Here is an 18,858-nt window from a genome sequence, read left to right on the forward strand (position 1 = left end):
AGGCGCCAGTGGCGTCACCCGCAAAGAATACACGTGAGGGGTTGGGGTTATGAATAAGTCGTCTGCACAAGGTTCCGAAGATCCGATCCTGCAATGGGTTACATTCCGCCTGGACAACGAGTCCTACGGCATCAATGTAATGCAGGTGCAGGAAGTGCTGCGCTACACCGAAATCGCCCCGGTTCCGGGTGCTCCAAGCTACGTGCTGGGCATCATCAACCTGCGCGGTAATGTTGTCACCGTAATTGACACTCGTCAGCGCTTCGGCCTGGCGCCGGTTGAAGTCAGCGATAACACGCGTATCGTGATCATCGAGGCTGACAAGCAAGTGGTCGGTATTCTGGTCGACAGCGTGGCGGAAGTGGTTTACTTGCGTCAGTCCGAAGTCGAAACCGCGCCCAACGTGGGTAATGACGAGTCGGCCAAGTTCATTCAGGGCGTCTGCAACAAGAACGGCGAGCTGTTGATTCTGGTCGAGCTGGACAAAATGATGTCCGAAGAAGAGTGGTCCGAACTGGAGAGCATTTGATTGATCTTTGAGGTAGCTGTCGTCTTTCTGGCCATTCTATGGGGCGTGACCCTGTTTCTGTTCCTGGCCCATACCAAGCGTCAGCGCAAGCTTGACGCCGAGCGTGACGAGGCGGCTGCCTTGCGTGATCAGCGGATCAAGGAGTTGGCCAGACGCCTGGACAACTACCAGAACGGTACGGTGCGCATGGGCGAAGCCTTGCATGAACTGCGCGCCACCGTTGCGCCGTTGCCGGACAAGCTCACCGCACTGGAACAGCGCGATCCCTCCACGCTGTCCTTCGCCCAGGCCGCCAGGCTGGTGGGCATGGGTGCCAGCATCGATGAACTCACTCAGTCCTGCGGCCTGACCCAGGCCGAAGCGCAGCTCATGACCAAGCTGCACGGCAATACGGCAGGTTAGATTATCGGACACGAAAGCCGAGGGCTGTCAGTAGCCTGGGTGACGCTTCGCTTGTGCGCATCTGCCAGGAAGCGGTAGTAAACCGTTTCAGGACTGCTTCGCAGCCCATCGCAGCCGTCGTAACCTCCTAGGCTCACAGGCTTCCGGGCAAAAGCCCGTTTTCGGGCGCTTCATGGCTTGCAAATAGCCCTTACTGCTCGTCCAGCGCAAACTCGGTCAGGCAGAACGTCGGGATCTGCAGATCGTGCAGGCGTTTCGAGCCGCCCAGTTCCGGCAAGTCAATTATCGCAGCAGCTTCATGCACCTTGGCGCCCATGCGGCGGATCAGATTGGCGGCAGCGATAAGGGTGCCGCCCGTGGCGATCAGGTCATCGAACATCACCACCGAATCGCCCTCGCACAGGCTGTCCGCATGCACTTCCAGGTAGGCTTCGCCGTATTCGGTCTGATACCCCTCGGACAGTACGTCAGCAGGCAATTTGCCCTGTTTGCGGAACAGCACCAGCGGCTTGTTCAACTGGTAGGCGACAACCGAACCAATCAGAAAGCCGCGCGCGTCCATGACACCGATGTGACTGAAGTCGGCCTCGATATAGCGCTGCACGAAGCTGTCAATGACTTGACGGGTGGCTTTGGGCGACTGGAACAGGGGAGTGATGTCACGAAACACCACGCCCGGCTTGGGGAAATCTACGACCGGGCGTATCAGGGATTTGAAGTTCGGTTGATCGAAGGTCATCGGGGAGTCCATGGCAGTTTTGGCCGACAGTTTAAGCCGACCCGCCAAAGATCGCACGCCTCAGCTTTGCATCGAACCGCCTGCCAGTGCGCACAGGTCGATTGGGGCGAGGATATGGATCTCCTTGCCCTCTGCGTTGATCAGCTCGTTTTGCTGGAACCGCGTGAACACGCGTGACACGGTTTCCACTGCCAACCCGAGGTGATTGCCGATTTCGTTGCGGGACATGCTCAGCCTGAACTGATTAGCCGAAAAGCCCCGTGCCCGGAAGCGCGCCGACAGATTGATCAGGAAAGTGGCAATGCGCTCGTCAGCGGTTTTCTTCGACAGCAGCAGCATCATTTGCTGATCGTCACGGATCTCGCGGCTCATCACGCGCATCAATTGCCGACGCAGTTGTGGCAGTTGCACCGACAACTCGTCCAGACGCTCGAATGGAATTTCGCACACCGATGTAGTCTCCAGTGCCTGCGCCGAAACCGGGTAGGCCTCGGTGTCCATGCCAGACATGCCCACCAGTTCACTGGGCAGATGAAAACCGGTGATCTGTTCTTCACCATTGTCGCTGATGCTGAAAGTTTTCAAGGCGCCGGCACGTACCGCGTATACCGATTCGAATGTGTCGCCCTGACGAAACAAAAACTCGCCTTTCTTCAACGGGCGGCCGCGCTTGACGATCTGGTCCAGGGAATTCATGTCATCCAGGTTGAGCGAGAGCGGCAGACACAGCGGTGCGAGGCTGCAATCCTTGCAATGGGCTTGGCTTTGAGCACGTTTCACTGGCTCGGACATCACTTAATTCCTTGTGGGAAATCACACATAAGTCATAAGGGTAACTCACCCTGGATAAATCGGGCCAGCGTCGAAGGCCATCTGATTAATCAAGTTTGCGCTCTTAATGCCGATGCATTCGTATATTTCCAGCCGATTCAGGATGCCTTGCCATGTCAACGACTCTCCCGTTGATCAACAGTATTACAATACGTACGCCTACCTCGCAGGTGACCTACAGCCAAGCCATTGAAAGCAATGCAGAAAAACCTGTCGGCGAGACAAAAGGCGTGGAGGTCAATCTTTCCACGGAAGGCAAGGCCGCTGCAGCGTCCTCCTCGAAAAATGCGGATATCGAGCAGAGCGGGCTGCCTTCCTCCGTACAGAAGATCCTCAAGGCCATTCGCGAGTTGCAGCGCAAGATAGAGGAAACCATGGACCAGCTTCAGAAGGTCATGAGTGACCAGAGCCTGGACCCCGATGAGCGCCGTACCAAGGCCGCCGCGTTACAGACCGTGCTTGGAACATTGCAGGCGCAGATAAGCAATTCCACGGCCGATCTGTCGTCGCTCATGAACAGCCTCAAGTCCAGTGACTCCGACAAGACCAAGGCGGGCATGCTGGTGCTGGCCAAAATGTAGTGCAGCACCGCCTGTTCAAATTACCCGGGAAAACTGCTGCCGGTTTTTCCGGGTCAGGTACGCATCGAACACCATGCACACCGAGCGCACCAGCAAACGACCTGCCGGTCTGACGTCGATCTTTGTATCGCCCAGCGCAATAAGCCCATCGTTTGCCATAACCACCAGCTGTGGCCATGCGTCGTTGAAATAAATCCTGAAATCGATGCGAAATGCTTTTTCAATCGCGGCGAAATCCAGCGTGAAGTGGCAGATCAACTGCTGGATGACGGCGCTTCTGATCCGGTCGTCGTCGCTGCATGTCAACCCTCGCCTGGTGGCAGGCTGGTCGCTGTCCAGCATTCGTTGATAGTCGGTAAGGTCGCTGCTGTTCTGGCTGTACAGCTCGCCGATCTGGCTGATGGCCGAGACGCCTAGCCCGATCAGGTCACAATCATTCTGCGTGGTATAGCCCTGAAAGTTGCGCTGCAGGGTCAGGTCCTCCTGGGCAATGGCCAGATCGTCGTCGGGCAAGGCGAAATGGTCCATGCCGATATGACGGTAGCCCGCGCTGCCGAGTTGTTCGAGGGTGCGCTCGAGCATGATCAATTTGCTCTCGGCGGTCGGCAGTTCGCTTGCATCGATCCGGCGTTGCGGCATGAAGCGTTCCGGCAGGTGAGCATAGTTGAACACTGAAAGACGGTCTGGCTGCAGGTTGATGATTTCGTCCAGCGTGCCGCTGAAGGCGTCCGGCGTCTGTCTTGGCAGGCCGTAGATCAGGTCGATATTCACTGAGCGAAACTGCAGCGTGCGGGCGGCTTCAACGATAGCGCGGGTTTCTTCCAGGCTCTGCATGCGGTTGATCGCTCGTTGCACTGCCGGATCAAGATCCTGAACGCCCAGGCTCACCCGGTTGAACCCCAGTTCGCGCAGCAGACCCATGGTTGCCCAGTCGGCTTCACGGGGGTCGATTTCGATGCTGTAGTCGCCCGAATCATCGTCCAGCAGCGTGAAACATGCGCGCAATTGCGCCATCAACCGACGCAGTTCTTCATGGTTGAGAAAGGTCGGCGTGCCGCCCCCCAGGTGCAGCTGTTTCACCACCTGACCAGGTGCCAGGTGGCAGGCAAGCATTTGTATTTCATGCTCCAGTCGCTGCAGGTAGAGTTGCGCCCGACTGCGATCCTTGGTGACGACCTTGTTGCAGGCGCAGTAATAGCAAATGTTCGCGCAGAAGGGCAGATGCACATACAGAGACAGCGGACGCAGCGCTTTGCGACTGTCGCTAAGAGCCTGCAACAGGTCGAACGCGCCAACGCGTGTGTCAAATTGCAGCGCAGTCGGATAGGACGTATAGCGCGGCCCTGTCACGTCATAGCGGCGGATCAGATCTGAATCCCAACGAATGGTGTCGAGCATGCGCGCGTGTCCCGGTCAGGCTGGTGATGGCGCGAGCATACGCAGGCTGTTCAGGGGGAATCTTGATGTGGGTCAGGTGGCCAGCCTCTCAGTGCGACATCATCATCAGCCAGTGCTGATGCGGCCCGGGCAATGTCCAGCCCCCGAACACGATGACCAGTAACCCGCCCGCCACGCGAATGCCACGCTTGCGCAGCAGCGCGGTGGTGCGTTCGGCGGCAAGCCCGGTGGCCAGCAGAACCGGCCATGTGCCCAACCCGAATGCCAGCATCAGCAGGGCGCTATCGACCGCATTGCCCTGACTGGCAGCCCAGAGCAGAGCGCTGTACACCAGCCCGCAGGGCAGCCATCCCCAGAGTGCGCCGAGCAACAGCGCGCGCGGCACACTGGACACCGGTAACAAACGGCTGGCCAGCGGTTGCAGGTGTCGCCACAGGCCTCGGCCCAGCCGTTCGATGCGGGTCAGCCCGCTCCACCAGCCAGCCAGATACAACCCCATGACGATCAACAGCACGGCGGCCATTATTCGCAAGCCTGTGGCCAACGGGCTTTGCGCGACGGCCCAGCCGACCAGTCCGGACGCAAAGCCGGCCAGCGCGTAGCTGAGAATACGCCCAAGGTTATAGGCCAGCAGCAGACGAAATCGGCGGCTGCGCTGCTCTTTGGGGATGGCCAGTGTCAGCGCGCCCATCAGGCCGCCGCACATCCCCAGACAATGACCACCGCCCAAAAGGCCGAGAGTAAGCGCTGACAACAGTACCGGGGCCAGTTCAAGCATCGTGTTTCTCGTCACAACCTGACTTTTGATGCGCAGGCGGGAGCGGCTCTGCAGGCGGCGGGTCATCGAACAACAGGCTGTGTGCCGGGCCTTCCATGTCATCGTACTGGCCGCTGTCCACCGCCCAGAAAAATACGTAGATCGCAATGCCCACCAGCAGCAGGGCGGCAGGAATCAGGATGTAAAGCGCGGGCATACAACCTCCGGTGCAGGCGGGGTGAGTCGCGGCAGGCGGGTCAGACGCAGTGCATTGAGCACCACGATCAATGAGCTGACCGACATGCCGATTGCTGCCCAGATAGGGGTAATCCAGCCAAGTGCTGCAAAGGGCAGCATGAGGCCATTATACAGACCGGCCCAGATCAGGTTTTCGATAATGACCCTGCGCGTGCGTCGGGCCAGATTCAGTGCGTCGATCAGCACCGGCAAGCGGTTGCACAGCAGCACGCTGTCGGCGCTGGTCTTGGCAAGATCGGTGGCCGAGCCCATCGCCACGCTGATATCGGCAGCAGCCATGACCGGCACGTCGTTTACCCCGTCACCGACCATCAGCACCTTGTGCCCTTGTGCCTGCAGCTCGCGCAGCACGGCAAGTTTATCGTCTGGGCGCAAGCCGCTGCGAGCGTCTTCGATACCCAATGCCTTGGCGACGCTGGCAACCATGGGCGAGCTGTCGCCGGACAGCAACAGGGTTTTCCAGCCACGTGCCTTGCAGGCGTCTAACAAGGTATGGGCATCGTCACGCAGTCGGTCGTCCAGCACCAGCCATGCCAGAGGGCCTTGCGTGTCGCCGAGCAGCAGCCATTGTCCGGACTGATCTGTGATCACCGGTATCTGCGCGTCACTCAGTGCGCAGACAAAAGCCGGCTCGCCAATGCGCAGGTGGCGTGTACCGACAACGCCTTCAAGGCCCAGCCCCGGTGTGCTGTGGACGTCGTCGGCGGCCTTGGGCGCGCGGCCAAACGCGCGGGCGATCGGGTGCTCGGAGCGGTTTTCCAGCGCCGCCGCCAAAGTCAGGCAGGTGTCAGCGTCCAGCGCGCCCAGCGGCTGAATGCTGCGCAGCACCAGACGTCCTTCGGTCAAGGTGCCGGTCTTGTCGAAGATGACGGTATCGATTTGATTGAGGCCCTCCAGCACATGACCTCGGGTCAGCAGCAGACCGAGTGTGTGCAGCGTACCGGTCGCGGCGGTCAGCGCGGTCGGGGTAGCCAGCGACAGCGCGCAGGGGCAGGTGGCTACCAGCATTGCCAACACGATCCAGAGTGCACGCGATGCATCGATCTGCCACCAGATCACGCCTATCAACGCTGCGGCGACCAGCGAAAACAGCAAAAAGACCTGTGCCGCCCGATCTGCCAACTGGGCAAGTCGGGGCTTGTCCGCCTGAGCGCGCTCCAGCAGCCGGACGATAGCGGACAGACGGGTTTCCTGACCCAGTGCCGTCACGTGGACGTTTAGCGGGCTGTCGACATTCAGTGTTCCGCCAGTGACCGCATCGCCAGCGCCACGTGTCTGCGGCAGGTATTCGCCGGTCAGCAACGACTCATCGACACTGGACTGACCTTCGACAACTGTGCCGTCTGCCGGAATTACCGCACCGGGCTGCACCAGTACCCGGTCGGTCAGACGCAGCTCACTGAGCATGATGCGCTGGCTCTGGCCGTCTTCATCCAGGCGCAGGCAGGAGGCAGGCAGCAGGTTGACCAGTTGCGCGGTGGCCGCCGCAGTGCGCTCGCGGGCTCGCCGTTCCAGATAGCGTCCAGCCAGCAGAAACAGGGCAAACATGCCGACCGCATCGAAATACAGCTCGCCCACACCGGTGATTGCGGTCCAGATACCTGCGACATACGCCGCGCCGATGGCCAGCGACACCGAGACGTCCATCGTCAGCTGGCGGTTGCGCAAGTCGCGCAACGCGCCACGGAAGAACGGCGCGCAACTGTAAAACACGATGGGGGTGGTCAGAAAGAACGCCACCCAGCGCAGGATGGTGTGCAAGTTCGGGCTGAGGTCGATGTTGAACTCTGGCCAGGTTGCCATGGTTGCCATCATTGCCTGAACCCACAACAGCCCGGCGACACCGAGTTGGCGCAAGGCCAGACGATTTTCACTCGCCAGCCTTTCCGCCGCTCGGTCGGCCTGCCACAGGTGGGCAACATAACCGATGGCGTGAATTTCGCTCAGCAATTGGCTGAGGGCCAGCTGGTCGCCACGCCAGCGCACCTGCAGACGATGAGTCGAGAGGTTCATGCGTGCCTCGGCAATGGCCGGCAAACGTGCGAGACGCTGTTCGATCAGCCAGCAGCAGGCTGCGCAGCTGATGCCTTCGATAAGCAGAATGGTTTCTGACAGATCGCCTTCGTGTCGGACGAACGGCGCTTGTACGTCTGGCCGGTCATAGAGCACCAGCTCATCGATCAACTGCGTGGGCAGGCTTTCCGGGTTGGCTGCCGTTTCGCTGCGATGACGGTAATAGCTTTCCAGCCCGCTCGCGACAATGGCCTCGGTAACCGCCTGACAGCCTGGGCAACACAGCTCACGGGTTTCACCGAGCACCACTGCGCTGAAACGCCGGCCGCTCGGCACGGGCAGGGCGCAGTGGTAGCAGGGCGTGGGAGAGCGGTCGGGCGCGGTCACGTTCAGTCGTTCCGGCGTTGCGCGGCTTGCAGCGGTTCATCGCCCAGAGTCAGGTCATCGGTGCCGACTTGCTCTTCCTCGAACAAGCGCCAGGTCTGATCGCCTTCGACGCCCAGCAGCTCTACAAAGCGACGGCCTGTGACACGGTCCTGCAACTGGCCGACGTAACGGCCCGGTTCGGACGGGCTGCGAGTCAGAAACACTCGACGATCACTGGCGGGTTGTGTGGGGGAGATAAGGTTCAGCTCCAGACGCTGCGGGCTGCTGTTGCCGCTCAGGCGCAGCTCGACCTCGCCGGTCAGGCTGTCCAGATGGACGTCGGCATGCAGTTTGAGGCTCTGGGCCAGCACTTCACGATTCAGCGAGCGATTGATGCCTTTGCCTGCTTCGTAGTAGTTGTCGGTAACCAGTGGGTCCGGGTTGGTCACGGCAATAAAGACCATCGACAGGCTCAGCGTCACCGAGCAGGCCAGAATGGCAATGATGATCCAGGGCCAAAGATGCCTGTACCAGGGGCTTGAAGCGGTCGTGACAGGCATGACGTTGCTCTTAACGAATAGGAGGGCCGATGAAGCGGCCCGGCGTTTTGACGCGAGTGTCGCTGTCGATGTCCTCGAGGGTGAAAACAACCTCGTTGCTGCGTGACGACAGCGCTTGCGGAGCAACGGACAGCTCCACCGGCAGGCTGATGATTTCACCTGCCGGAACCTTGATTTCCCGTGAGCCTTGCAGCTTCAGATCAGGCAGGCCGCTGGCGCTCAGCAAGTAGGTGTGATCGACCTGATCCTTGTTCATGACTTTCACGCTGTAGACATTTTCGATTCGGCCTTCGGCGTTTTCCCGGAACATCATCCGGTCCTTGCTGACCTCCAGGCCTACCAGGGTGCGCATGCAGAAGGCCGTGGTCAGCAACCCGATCATCAGCAGTAGGGCCAATGCATAACCGATAAGGCGCGGGCGCAAGGTGTGGGTGCGTTGTCCGGACAGATTGTGTTCGGTCGTGTAGCGAATCAACCCGCGAGGGTAGTCCATCTTGTCCATGACGGTATCGCAAGCGTCTATGCAGGCCGCGCAACCAATGCACTCAACCTGCAGGCCGTCGCGAATGTCGATGCCGGTCGGGCAGACCTGAACGCATACAGTGCAGTCGATGCAGTCACCGAGCCCCTGAGCCTGATGATCGGTTTCCTTCTTGCGCGGCCCGCGTGGTTCGCCACGGCGCGGGTCGTAGGAAATGATCAGCGTGTCCTTGTCGAACATCACGCTCTGGAAGCGCGCGTAGGGGCACATGTAGATGCACACCTGCTCGCGCAGCCAGCCGGCATTCAGGTAAGTGGCCAGGGTGAAAAAGCCGACCCAGAAATACACCCAGCCATCTGCTTCACCGATGAACAGATCGATACACAAGTCGCGGATCGGCGAGAAATAGCCCACGAACGTCATGCCTGTGGCAAAACCTATAAGCAGCCACAGGCTGTGCTTGGCGAACTTGCGCAGCAATTTGCTGGCGCTCATCGGTGCATGGTCGAGCCTGATACGCTGGTTGCGGTCGCCTTCAGTGACTTTCTCGCACCACATGAACATCCAGGTCCAGACGCTCTGCGGGCAGGTATAACCGCACCAGACCCGTCCGGCATACACCGTGATGAAGAACAGCCCGAAGGCCGCAACGATCAGAATCCCGGACAACAGAATGAAATCCTGCGGCCAGAACGTCGCGCCGAAGATATAGAACTTGCGCTCAGGCAAGTCCCACCACACGGCCTGGTGCCCGTTTCGATTCAGCCAGACCGTACCGAAAAAGATGAGCAGCAGCACTGCGCCGCCTATTATGCGCACATTGCGAAACAAACCCTTGAACCCGCGAGTGTGGATTTTCTTGCGCGAGGCGTAGAGATCGATGAACTCGCCGTTTTTTTCGGAGGGCGGGGTGATGTCGTGTACCGGGATCTGGTTGCTCATCGATGGGTCCAGAGGCGCTTGCGTAGCTCTCGCCGATATGTGTCAGGCAGGTTCACATCCGCTTTCAAAGTAACGCACTTGAGTGATGGGCAGTTTCTTCGTTCAACTGGCTTATCCATGGATTGAGCAAGGCGGCTCCGCAGAATTCAAAGTCTACTGTATTACGAGTGACCAGCATCATGACGTGCAACAGTGTGGTGGCCGCGATCAGCCCAGCGCATTCGCTGCGCGGGTCGTGAACGTGCAGGTGACCGCAACGTTTTGCAACCTGAGTGTCGATCGGCAGAATGCGTCCGGCAAAGGCGTTCAGCACATGGTGGTCCAGCCACATTCGCAGCGCTGCGCCTTGCGTCGGGTCATTTCGCTCGATACGCAGGATACCTGTTTCGAGCTCAAGAATCGTGATGGACGAGACGAACAGGCTGGATGCCAGCTGGATTCGCGACCAATGGAGCACGTTCACGTCGGCGTTGCGTTTTCTGAGTTCGGACACCACGTGGGTGTCAAGCAGGAACATCAGGACAGATCAACGGGCGAGATTTGATGACAACCCGTGCACAACCCGTTCGGCTCGAATTCGATATCAGGGTCCGTCGGCATTATCAGCATGTCGGCGATGTTCGCCGCTCCGGGCTTTCATTGTCGGCTTTCTTGTTTGATATCGTTGTTGCCTTGGTTGAACTCGCGGCCTGTTTAGAACATTTGAGTATTAACTATCGTGTCAGTGTTTACTCAAGGATAGATTGCCGATAGTCGAACACCTACCTATCAGTTTTGATAGTAGATATTGTCTCGGTGTTCGTAATAATAGGTGCAGCCCAAAGGGCCGCCGGAAGTTTTAGATTCGCGCTTTGGTTCTGATGTTTTAGTCCGTGTGAGGAAATTAAAATGTCTACGTACAGGTTTTTTTGTTGTGCGCTGCTCAGTACCCTGCTGTGGGTGTCTGGGTGTGCTCAGAATTTGAAAAGTGAAGGTCCACTCGCTGTTGTGAACGCAAGCGAAGCCGCACCTAAAAATATAATAAGGCATATTATTTTTGCGTCTGATCCTCAATACCCTTGGTCAAAGGATGAAAAAAACGCAGAGGACGGTCTGGGTGCTTCGCCGCACCAGAAATCGCAGGACGTCCCACTGCAATCCCGCTCCTCGGTTAATCAGGTAAGTGATGAGGATCTCGTTAGAAATCAATATAATGCGATACAGAAATGGCGTACAGCTGCGATGGGAGGGGTCGGCAACAATCCGGTCATCATAAATGGTGATATGACAGCTTATGGTCACGGTTGGCAAAGAAGCTTTCTTTATGGAGCACTGGATTCGATATTGTCGACCAATTGGTATTTCGGGCTGGGTAATCATGATTATAAAAACAATGTCGGTGGCTGTTTAAATAATGGTTGCGCCAGAGACAGTATGAATGACCTCATTGGCCGGATGGGTGGTAATAATATGGATTACAGTACTAATCATGGCGGAGGTTTTCCTGAAACAAAGCGATATTCGGGAAGTTTTGGGTACTATAAGGATTTTGGCAAGGTGCGGTATATTCAGTTGAATCTGGACCCTTCCTATACTCAATGGTTTTACTCCAATGGTGCGACGGTGCTCAAGTCAAAGTATGAGTTCGATATCCAGTCGCCGGTCCAAAATAACTGGCTGGAGCGAGTGCTGATCAATGCAAGGGATCAGAAAAAATTTATCATTATTGGTATGCATGATCCGGCGGAGTGGACGTATTCATCTGACGCTCGAACGGCAGCAATATTAACCCGGTTTCGTCAATTGCTAAAGATCTACGATGTTTCAGCTATCTTTGCGGGTCACCTCCATTCCAGTGCTGGAAAGTACCAAAGTGTTTATGGGGACGTGCCTGTTTTTCTGAGTGGCTCGGCCACGGATGAGACATTTCTTATCGTTGATATTGACGAAAGCAATAAGACTTTTCAGACGTGGCTTGTTAACAATAACAATCCTCAAAACGCTAAATATCTCGGTACGATGTATTTCAAACACTCTGTTGTTGTTCCTCCCGTCGATGAATATGACAATACTGGACACTGGGGGAACTGGGGGGTTACGGCATCGTGTTCATCGCCAAACTACATAAATGGTTTCAGTATGAGGGCTCAGTCGTCGCAAGGTAGCGGTGACGATACAGCTGTCAATGCGATCGCTATGCACTGCTTCACGGGGTCAGAATTGCACAGCAACGAAGGGAACTGGGGGCATTGGTATGAGTACGCTCTTTGTCCTTCAAACGAGGCAGTGGTCGGTTATCAATTGAAAATGCAGCCTAGTCAAGGAAGTGGAAACCATCAGGACGACACTGCCGTTGACTCTGTCAGACTATTCTGTGAAGGAGGAGGGTATCTGCCTTCACCCTTCGACACTCCTTATGGTATCTGGAAGAACGCGTTCCGTTGTCCCGCCGGAATGGTTGCCACCGGCTTTGAAACCCGTGTCGAAGTTGATCAGGGTAACAATGACGATTCGACTTTGAACGGTATGCGGATGAGGTGCGATCCCAAGCCTTGATTGATCGGCAATGGCAGTCGTGATGTTTTTTGTACTTTCACGACGCCAGGTTTCGCTATAAGGCAGAGCAACATCATTTGGGCTCGGCCGGCTTCTCCTGACGAGACAGGCTGTAGACGTACGCTGCGAGGATATGCACTCGGTCATTGCCCTGCAGCGCTTGCTGCGCAGGCATCTGGCCCTGGCGACCCTCACCGATGGTTTGTTGCAACTGGGCGAAACTCGAGCCGTAGATGAACGCATTCGGGTGTGTCAGGTCCGGGGCGCCGAGAACAGGCATCCCCTTGCCCTCCGGGCCGTGGCAGGCAGCGCAGAGTGTGGCGAAGGTTTTCTGACCTGCAACGGGATCAGCCTGCGCACTTTCGGGCAGTTGCCTGGCGTCCAGTCGGGTCAGCACGTAAGCCGCCACGTCGCGAACGCCTTGTTCGCCAAGCGCGCCACCCAGGGCTGGCATCACGCCCATGCGGCCAGCAAGGATCGACGTCTTGATCGACTGCGCATCGCCACCCCAACGCCAGTCGGCATCGGTCAGGTTAGGGTAGCCGTAGGCGCCTTTTGCATCCGAGCCGTGACAAACCGAACAATTGGACGCAAACAGACGCGCGCCTATTTTCAGCGCTTGCGGGTCTTTGGCGACCTCCTCGACCGGCATTGCAGCGTATTTTGCGAACAGTGGGCCATAGCGGGCTTCGGCGTTCGCAACTTCCCGCTCCCACTCGTGAACACTGCTCCAGCCATGCTGGCCGTCGGAAAATTGTACTGTACCGGTCTTGTCCCGGTGCTCGTAACCCGGCAGCAGGCCCTGCCAGTTGCCCAGGCCCGGATACAGCACCAGGTAACCCAGCGTAAAAACGATGGTTGCCATGAACAGTAGAAACCACCACTTGGGCAGCGGGTTGTCGTACTCCTCGATGCCATCGAAAGACTCGCCGACGGTTTCATCAGTGGGCTCGTCACGCTGGCCTCTGCGCGTAGAGAGCAGCAGCCAGAGCATTGCGATGATCGTGCCCAGCGTCAGTACCGTGATGTACAGGCTCCAGAATGTACTCATGGCCTGTCTTCCTTGTCTGTCGCGGTGTGCTCGACTTTGCGGATGGCGTCGGGGTCGTCGGCGAAAGGCAGCAGGGTGGCGTCATCGAATTCAGCCTTGCGAGCAGGGCTGAACACCCACAGCATCAGGCCGATGAAGGCGACCATCACCACCAGCGTACCAAGGCCTCGAATCATTCCGATGTCCATCGTGATCACCGCTTGCTCTTGATGAGCGTGCCGAGGCCTTGCAGATAGGCCACCAGCGCGTCCATTTCAGTCTTGCCCTGTACGGCGGCGGCCGCACCGGCGATGTCGGCGTCGGTGTATGGCGTACCGAGGGTACGCAATACCTGCAGCTTTTTCGCCGTCTGTGTGGTGTCGATTTTCTTGTCGTTCAGAAACGGGTACGCCGGCATGATCGACGCGGGAACAAGGTCTCGGGGATTGTTCAGGTGCGCACGGTGCCACTCGTCCGAGTAGCGACCGCCGACCCTTGCCAGGTCCGGTCCCGTGCGTTTGGAACCCCACAGGAATGGATGGTCCCACACGCTTTCACCCGCCACCGAGTAATGCCCGTAGCGCTCTGTCTCGGCGCGCAGCGGACGGATCATCTGTGAGTGGCAGCCCACGCAACCGTTGGCAATGAACACATCCCGGCCTTCCACCTCCAGCGCGTTGCGTGGCTTCATGCCCTCTATGGGCTGCTGGGTCACGTCCTGAAAAAACAGCGGAACGATCTGGGTAAGCCCGCCGATGCTCACTGCGATGACCATGACAAAGGCCAGCAGGCCGATGTTTTTTTCGAGTACTTCATGTTTCATGCATGGCCCCCCGCGACGCTGATCCGCGCAGCGGCTTCAGCTGCCCGCAGGTCCGATGCGCGCACGGTACGCAGCACGTTGTAGGCCATCAGCAACATGCCGCTGGTGAAGATGGCACCGCCGATCGCCCGCACGATGTAGCCCATATGGCTGGCCTGCAGGGTCTCGACGAAGGAATACGTCAGTGTGCCGTCGTCGTTCACGGCGCGCCACATCAGGCCTTGAGTGATGCCGTTGACCCACATCGAGGTGATGTACAGCACGGTGCCCACGGTGGCGAGCCAGAAATGCGCATTGATCAGGCAGACGCTGTGCATCTGCGGACGGGCGTAGAGCTTCGGGATCATGTGATAGAGCGAGCCGATGGTGATCATCGCAACCCAGCCCAAGGCGCCTGCGTGGACGTGGCCGATGGTCCAGTCTGTGTAATGCGACAACGAGTTCACGGTCTTGATCGCCATCATCGGCCCCTCGAAGGTCGACATGCCGTAGAACGCCAGCGAGACCACCAGAAAACGCAGAATCGAATCGGTGCGCAGCTTATGCCAGGCGCCTGACAGGGTCATCATGCCGTTGATCATGCCGCCCCAGCTCGGCACCAGCAGGATAATCGACATCACCATGCCCAGCGACTGTGCCCAGTCCGGCAGCGCGGTGTAATGCAGGTGGTGAGGGCCAGCCCAGATGTACAGGGTGATCAACGCCCAGAAATGCACGATGGACAGGCGATAGGAGTACACCGGACGCTCGGCCTGCTTGGGCACGAAGTAATACATCATGCCGAGAAAACCAGTGGTCAGAAAAAAACCCACGGCGTTGTGCCCGTACCACCACTGGATCATGGCATCGGTCGCTCCGGCATAGGCCGAATAGGACTTGAACAGGCTGACCGGCAACGAGATGTGGTTGACCACATGCAGCATGCCGGTCACGACGATGAACGCGCCATAAAACCAGTTTGCAACATATATATGTCGGGTTCGGCGTTTGACGATGGTGCCGAAGAACACTGCGGCATAAGCGGCCCAGACCACAGCCAGCAGAATCGCAACCGGCCATTCGAGTTCGGCATATTCCTTGGTGGTGGTGTAGCCCATGGGCAGTGTAACGATGGCGCCGATGATCACTGCCTGCCATCCCCAGAATGTAAAGGCTGCCAGCCGGTCTGAAATCAGCCGCGTCTGGCAGGTTCGCTGCACCACATAATAAGACGTGGCAAACAGGGCACAGCCGCCGAACGCAAAGATCACCAGATTGGTGTGCAACGGTCTCAGGCGGCCGAAGGTCGTCCATTCGAGTTCAAGGTTCAGTCCCGGCCAGACCAGTTGGGAGGCGATGAACACACCCAGGCCCATACCGATCACGCCCCAGACTACCGCCATGATGGCGAACTGGCGCACCACGGTGTAGTTGTAGGCAGTCGGGCTGATTGTCGTACTCATTGCAGACTTCCACGATTCAGATAGTGACCAGAGACGTATTCGGGCAGCCGATGCAGCGCTGTAACAGCATCCAGGCGGACCGAAAAGGCAGGGGCAGGAACACACAGGCACGTTTACGTGCGTCAAAGGGTTGCAGCAGACGCGTGTCAGCGAGTTTAGCTTCGAAAGGAGGGGTGTGGGAAGCCGCAGCACCTTCTTGCGCGCTACGTATCTGAATCGCGGTTGGTCATGCAGTTGCTGACGCAGTTGCCTATAGTGATCGGCCAACGCCGTACTTATCAAAACGAGACAAGCATGAGCAAAAGCTTACAGCCCCGTATCGCCCCGGAACAATGGCTGCAATTGGTGCGTGAAAGAGGCTGGCTATGGACGCAAGGGCAGCCGTTGGACGGTATGCAGCCTGCCACCTTGCTGCTGGCACACGGCGCAGGCGCTCCGATGGACAGCGACTTCATGAACCGCATGGCTGATGAACTGGCAGCACAAGGCATCAGCGTCTTGCGTTTCGAGTTCCCCTACATGGCTCAGCGACGCCAGGGCGGCAGCAAGCGACCCCCGAACCCTCAGGCCCGGTTACTGGAGTGCTGGCGAGACGTTTATGGCTGTGTGCAGCCCAAAATTGCCGGGCGTCTGGCGGTGGGCGGCAAATCAATGGGAGGGCGAATGGCCAGTTTGATTGCCGATGAACTTCAGGTTGATGCGCTGGTGTGCCTGGGTTATCCGTTCTACGCCGCAGGCAAACCTGAAAAACCGCGCGTTGCGCATCTGGCTGAACTGAATACTCCGGCCCTGATCGTTCAGGGTGAGCGCGATGCATTGGGCAACCGCGAAACCGTGGAGGTTTATAGTTTGTCCAGCGCCATTCGGCTGCACTGGCTGCCGACGGCCAATCACGACCTCAAACCATTGAAAATGGCAGGTGTCAGCCATGATCAATGCCTGGCCGAGTCGGCGCAGGTGATCGCCCGATTTTTGCGTACCTGAGTCACTGGCAGCGCACGTCAAAAAAGCCGTTGGTGACGTCTAAATTGATCGATGACATGCTAAAGCGGAAGCGTCCTCGCAGGCGAAGGGTACAGGGGTTGACCTCAAACAGGTCCAGCGTACCGCTTTGAAAGTGTGCCGAGTGATAAAGGGTGTTTTGCCTGTGCAGCGTTTCGCTGTAAATCACTTTGATCCGGGCATGGTCTACCAGGTCGTGATTGCCGGGCCTCAGATCGCTGTCCAGAAACAAGCCTATGGTGGTTCGCGTTGAGCCCACCTTGCCATCGGCGACCAGCTTCCATATCCATTGTTCGGGAGCCTGCTCCAGCTCTGCGCGCAACGTCAGCTGGCCTGCCAGCGAAAGTACGTGGAATGGGTGCTTGTTGACGCTGACGTGAAAACTGCCTTCACAAGGTGCGGGACGAAAAAAGCGTTTGGCTGGGGATGTTGTGCGGTGTATGACCTGACTCTGTAAAGCGTATGAACAGAAGCAGGAAGTTGCCTTTTCAGGTAACGCCCTGCTTGATGATTACAGGTTCACCAGTTGTCGATCATTGGATACCGACGCCAAGACTGGAGTTGTGACTTTTCAGCTTGAAGTTTCCGCCAGAAACCATGTCTTTTACGTAGTACCAGTTCCAGCCCCCGATGCCAGCGCTGGAAACAGTGGATGACCAGTAATTGCCACTGCCCATCGGCCAGCGATTGCCGTACAGGGCGTAGATCTCCACCAGTTCATGAATTGACGGAATCCTTGCACCCCGGTTACTGGCAGCGCTGCTCATCTGGGAGAAGTTGCCGCTGCCCACACCGATGCAATGAATAACGCCGGTCACGGTGACCAGGCAATTTTTGCTCGCGCCCAAAGCATCGGTTGCGGTAAGCGTGGCCGTGCCCTTGCCTCGAACGGAGGCCAGGCCATTGTCATCCACGTTCACCACCAGCGGATCACTCGACGTATATTGATAAGGCGCGAGCCCGCCGCTGGCCTGACGCAAAACGGTGGTCTCGGCCGGGAAGTTCGGCAACACTTCCGGCCTTCCCGGGATCAGGTAGATCTTGCCTGCCAGCGTCACCGGTGAAGTATCGAACACCAGTTCGGGCAGTCCTTCCAGAATCTGCAAGGCCAGTGTGCCCGAGACCTGCACCAGGCCGTTGACGCGATTGACGACATAAGAGACAGCGACCGACTGCCCGGCGTTTGCCGTAACCAACACCGCGGCGAACAGCACTTCCAGCGTTTTGCCAGCTTCTGTACCTGTCAGGGTCTTTTCCTTGGTATCACTGCCGTTGCGTCCCTGCCACTGCACGATCACCTGATCGCCGGCTTGCAGATTGGCGGTGGCGTCGATCACCACTGTCGCACCGGACAAGGCGTTGGCCGGATCCAGAGTGGTGCCGATGGCCTCTTTTACGGTCGGGTTAGGCAGGGGCGTAGCGTGCGTGAGCTGCAGCTTCACGTTCACAGCTTCTGACGCCATCGACAGATTTCCCGCGAGGTCCGTAATCGTGTAATAAACCGGCGCCTCAATGTCGCCGATCAGCTCCAGGAACGGTCTCGCAAAGTCGACCACTGTCTGCCTCAGACCCACGTCATCCTTGCTCACCATGGTCATTGGACCAGGCACGTCATTCCAGTAGGTGTGGACAACATCACCTTCCTGCATGCCGTTGTAGCCGGCAATCGTCCCTGAAAGCACATTGCCCAGGCTTCCCAGCTCTTCGGAGGTCAGGCCGTCCTGCGTCTGTTCCGGAAAAATGATTGGGGCGAGCAGTGGGTCGCCAGGCGGCGTAAGGTCTACGATTACTGCTGTCTCGGCAGAGTATTCGACGACCATGTTAGCCGGGTTTTCGACGGCATAAGCCACCGAGTGGCGGCCCTCCTTCAACAGCTCGGGTGGAATGTCCAGATGTAGCGGGTCGCCGGGCTTGTGTGACGGCAGTATTTCTTTCTTGAGGCCGATAAGCATCTCGTCGAAGCAAAGTTGATACGTATAGCCCGGGCGTGCGCCTTGCCATACGTTCAACCCTACGTCGAGGGGGGTGTTCAAACTGTCGACGGGTAATACTCCGCCGTTCAAGGCGGCTGCGATGACGGGGGCTGGCAGCGAGTTGTTCTTTCTTTCAGTCGATACGTGATACATGTGCTTTCCTTGCTTTTAGGTGTCTTGGGCTCGGTACGTTGAC

General features: G+C 57.9%; 20 protein-coding genes and 1 pseudogene. 5 read left to right on the forward strand and 16 right to left on the reverse strand.

Features of this window, described 5'->3' with window-relative positions:
• Positions 1-49: 49 nt before the first annotated feature.
• Positions 50-529: a chemotaxis protein CheW gene (locus I9H09_RS08800; RefSeq protein ID WP_002554262.1), complete on the forward strand. Its 480-nt coding sequence runs from the start codon at positions 50-52 to the stop codon at positions 527-529.
• Positions 530-931 (forward strand): DUF2802 domain-containing protein, encoded by a 402-nt coding sequence (locus I9H09_RS08805; RefSeq protein WP_005890139.1) that lies wholly within the window; start codon positions 530-532, stop codon positions 929-931. It begins immediately after the preceding gene.
• A 190-nt stretch (positions 932-1,121) separates the two neighbouring features.
• On the opposite strand, the gene I9H09_RS08810 is transcribed toward I9H09_RS08805, so the two are convergent.
• Positions 1,122-1,670 (reverse strand): adenine phosphoribosyltransferase, encoded by a 549-nt coding sequence (locus I9H09_RS08810; protein WP_005887391.1) that lies wholly within the window; start codon positions 1,668-1,670, stop codon positions 1,122-1,124.
• A 60-nt stretch (positions 1,671-1,730) separates the two neighbouring features.
• Positions 1,731-2,462, reverse strand: coding sequence for a fumarate/nitrate reduction transcriptional regulator Fnr (gene fnr / locus I9H09_RS08815; protein ID WP_122323587.1), 732 nt, complete (start codon positions 2,460-2,462; stop codon positions 1,731-1,733).
• A gap of 152 nt (positions 2,463-2,614) precedes the next feature.
• Between fnr and I9H09_RS08820 the strand changes: the two genes are divergently transcribed.
• A complete protein-coding gene (locus I9H09_RS08820; RefSeq protein WP_122323588.1) occupies positions 2,615-3,082 on the forward strand; it encodes a chemotaxis protein in 468 nt (155 codons plus the stop codon).
• A gap of 15 nt (positions 3,083-3,097) precedes the next feature.
• Here I9H09_RS08820 and hemN read toward each other — a convergent pair whose 3' ends face one another.
• From hemN to I9H09_RS27115, 8 genes and pseudogenes are all read right to left on the reverse strand, one after another.
• On the reverse strand, positions 3,098-4,480 hold the full coding sequence (gene hemN, locus I9H09_RS08825; RefSeq protein WP_122347211.1) for an oxygen-independent coproporphyrinogen III oxidase: 1,383 nt from the start codon (positions 4,478-4,480) through the stop codon (positions 3,098-3,100).
• Between the two features lie 88 nt (positions 4,481-4,568).
• The gene (locus I9H09_RS08830; protein ID WP_122323590.1) at positions 4,569-5,258 is read right to left on the reverse strand and encodes a sulfite exporter TauE/SafE family protein; all 690 of its coding nucleotides are present in this window, start codon (positions 5,256-5,258) and stop codon (positions 4,569-4,571) included.
• The gene (gene ccoS / locus I9H09_RS08835; protein WP_024690360.1) at positions 5,251-5,454 is read right to left on the reverse strand and encodes a cbb3-type cytochrome oxidase assembly protein CcoS; all 204 of its coding nucleotides are present in this window, start codon (positions 5,452-5,454) and stop codon (positions 5,251-5,253) included. Before ccoS ends, I9H09_RS08830 begins: the two co-directional genes overlap by 8 nt.
• Positions 5,433-7,895 (reverse strand): heavy metal translocating P-type ATPase, encoded by a 2,463-nt coding sequence (locus I9H09_RS08840; protein WP_122347210.1) that lies wholly within the window; start codon positions 7,893-7,895, stop codon positions 5,433-5,435. Before I9H09_RS08840 ends, ccoS begins: the two co-directional genes overlap by 22 nt.
• Before the next feature lie 2 nt (positions 7,896-7,897).
• The gene (locus I9H09_RS08845; protein WP_024670722.1) at positions 7,898-8,434 is read right to left on the reverse strand and encodes a FixH family protein; all 537 of its coding nucleotides are present in this window, start codon (positions 8,432-8,434) and stop codon (positions 7,898-7,900) included.
• Between the two features lie 10 nt (positions 8,435-8,444).
• Positions 8,445-9,857: a cytochrome c oxidase accessory protein CcoG gene (gene ccoG, locus I9H09_RS08850; RefSeq protein ID WP_122347209.1), complete on the reverse strand. Its 1,413-nt coding sequence runs from the start codon at positions 9,855-9,857 to the stop codon at positions 8,445-8,447.
• A gap of 64 nt (positions 9,858-9,921) precedes the next feature.
• The gene (locus tag I9H09_RS08855) at positions 9,922-10,374 is read right to left on the reverse strand and encodes a type II toxin-antitoxin system VapC family toxin (RefSeq protein ID WP_122312765.1); all 453 of its coding nucleotides are present in this window, start codon (positions 10,372-10,374) and stop codon (positions 9,922-9,924) included.
• A pseudogene (locus tag I9H09_RS27115) lies at positions 10,374-10,487 on the reverse strand (type II toxin-antitoxin system Phd/YefM family antitoxin); the annotation flags it as partial. The pseudogene I9H09_RS27115 and the gene I9H09_RS08855, both read right to left, overlap by 1 nt.
• A gap of 258 nt (positions 10,488-10,745) precedes the next feature.
• On the opposite strand from I9H09_RS27115, the gene I9H09_RS08860 reads away from it, so the two are divergent.
• Positions 10,746-12,392 (forward strand): metallophosphoesterase, encoded by a 1,647-nt coding sequence (locus tag I9H09_RS08860; RefSeq protein WP_236502274.1) that lies wholly within the window; start codon positions 10,746-10,748, stop codon positions 12,390-12,392.
• 73 nt (positions 12,393-12,465) lie between these two features.
• Here the strand turns inward: I9H09_RS08860 and ccoP are convergent, their stop codons facing one another.
• From ccoP to ccoN, 4 genes are read right to left on the reverse strand one after another with little or no spacing between them, the layout of a single operon-like run.
• Positions 12,466-13,443 carry a cytochrome-c oxidase, cbb3-type subunit III gene (gene ccoP / locus I9H09_RS08865; protein ID WP_122312736.1) on the reverse strand — a complete coding sequence of 326 codons (978 nt, stop codon included), beginning with the start codon at positions 13,441-13,443 and terminating at the stop codon, positions 12,466-12,468.
• Positions 13,440-13,631, reverse strand: coding sequence for a CcoQ/FixQ family Cbb3-type cytochrome c oxidase assembly chaperone (locus I9H09_RS08870; RefSeq protein ID WP_005887420.1), 192 nt, complete (start codon positions 13,629-13,631; stop codon positions 13,440-13,442). Before I9H09_RS08870 ends, ccoP begins: the two co-directional genes overlap by 4 nt.
• Before the next feature lie 5 nt (positions 13,632-13,636).
• Positions 13,637-14,245, reverse strand: coding sequence for a cytochrome-c oxidase, cbb3-type subunit II (ccoO, locus tag I9H09_RS08875; RefSeq protein WP_024670718.1), 609 nt, complete (start codon positions 14,243-14,245; stop codon positions 13,637-13,639).
• Positions 14,242-15,687, reverse strand: a complete 1,446-nt coding sequence (ccoN, locus tag I9H09_RS08880) for a cytochrome-c oxidase, cbb3-type subunit I (RefSeq protein ID WP_122347207.1) — start codon at positions 15,685-15,687, stop codon at positions 14,242-14,244. Before ccoN ends, ccoO begins: the two co-directional genes overlap by 4 nt.
• 294 nt (positions 15,688-15,981) lie before the next feature.
• On the opposite strand from ccoN, the gene I9H09_RS08885 reads away from it, so the two are divergent.
• Positions 15,982-16,671: an alpha/beta family hydrolase gene (locus I9H09_RS08885; RefSeq protein WP_327393871.1), complete on the forward strand. Its 690-nt coding sequence runs from the start codon at positions 15,982-15,984 to the stop codon at positions 16,669-16,671.
• A gap of 1 nt (position 16,672) precedes the next feature.
• Here the strand turns inward: I9H09_RS08885 and I9H09_RS08890 are convergent, their stop codons facing one another.
• Both I9H09_RS08890 and I9H09_RS08895 read right to left on the reverse strand, forming a co-directional pair.
• Positions 16,673-17,131 (reverse strand): hypothetical protein, encoded by a 459-nt coding sequence (locus I9H09_RS08890; RefSeq protein ID WP_122323595.1) that lies wholly within the window; start codon positions 17,129-17,131, stop codon positions 16,673-16,675.
• A gap of 91 nt (positions 17,132-17,222) precedes the next feature.
• Positions 17,223-18,815 (reverse strand): hypothetical protein, encoded by a 1,593-nt coding sequence (locus tag I9H09_RS08895; protein WP_183136849.1) that lies wholly within the window; start codon positions 18,813-18,815, stop codon positions 17,223-17,225.
• Between the last annotated feature and the right edge of the window lie 43 nt (positions 18,816-18,858).

It is taken from the genome of Pseudomonas tremae (assembly GCF_023278125.1).
GTDB classification, from domain to species: domain Bacteria; phylum Pseudomonadota; class Gammaproteobacteria; order Pseudomonadales; family Pseudomonadaceae; genus Aquipseudomonas; species Aquipseudomonas tremae.

Coding starts and splice junctions, on each gene's coding strand:
- I9H09_RS08800 (WP_002554262.1), top strand. CDS start 50: ATGAATAAGTCGTCTGCACAAGGTTCCGAAGATCCGATCCTGCAATGG.
- I9H09_RS08810 (WP_005887391.1), bottom strand. CDS start 1,670: ATGACCTTCGATCAACCGAACTTCAAATCCCTGATACGCCCGGTCGTA.
- fnr (WP_122323587.1), bottom strand. CDS start 2,462: ATGTCCGAGCCAGTGAAACGTGCTCAAAGCCAAGCCCATTGCAAGGAT.
- I9H09_RS08820 (WP_122323588.1), top strand. CDS start 2,615: ATGTCAACGACTCTCCCGTTGATCAACAGTATTACAATACGTACGCCT.
- hemN (WP_122347211.1), bottom strand. CDS start 4,480: ATGCTCGACACCATTCGTTGGGATTCAGATCTGATCCGCCGCTATGAC.
- I9H09_RS08830 (WP_122323590.1), bottom strand. CDS start 5,258: ATGCTTGAACTGGCCCCGGTACTGTTGTCAGCGCTTACTCTCGGCCTT.
- ccoS (WP_024690360.1), bottom strand. CDS start 5,454: ATGCCCGCGCTTTACATCCTGATTCCTGCCGCCCTGCTGCTGGTGGGC.
- I9H09_RS08845 (WP_024670722.1), bottom strand. CDS start 8,434: ATGCCTGTCACGACCGCTTCAAGCCCCTGGTACAGGCATCTTTGGCCC.
- ccoG (WP_122347209.1), bottom strand. CDS start 9,857: ATGAGCAACCAGATCCCGGTACACGACATCACCCCGCCCTCCGAAAAA.
- I9H09_RS08855 (WP_122312765.1), bottom strand. CDS start 10,374: ATGTTCCTGCTTGACACCCACGTGGTGTCCGAACTCAGAAAACGCAAC.
- I9H09_RS08860 (WP_236502274.1), top strand. CDS start 10,746: ATGTCTACGTACAGGTTTTTTTGTTGTGCGCTGCTCAGTACCCTGCTG.
- ccoP (WP_122312736.1), bottom strand. CDS start 13,443: ATGAGTACATTCTGGAGCCTGTACATCACGGTACTGACGCTGGGCACG.
- I9H09_RS08870 (WP_005887420.1), bottom strand. CDS start 13,631: ATGGACATCGGAATGATTCGAGGCCTTGGTACGCTGGTGGTGATGGTC.
- ccoO (WP_024670718.1), bottom strand. CDS start 14,245: ATGAAACATGAAGTACTCGAAAAAAACATCGGCCTGCTGGCCTTTGTC.
- ccoN (WP_122347207.1), bottom strand. CDS start 15,687: ATGAGTACGACAATCAGCCCGACTGCCTACAACTACACCGTGGTGCGC.
- I9H09_RS08885 (WP_327393871.1), top strand. CDS start 15,982: ATGAGCAAAAGCTTACAGCCCCGTATCGCCCCGGAACAATGGCTGCAA.
- I9H09_RS08895 (WP_183136849.1), bottom strand. CDS start 18,815: ATGTATCACGTATCGACTGAAAGAAAGAACAACTCGCTGCCAGCCCCC.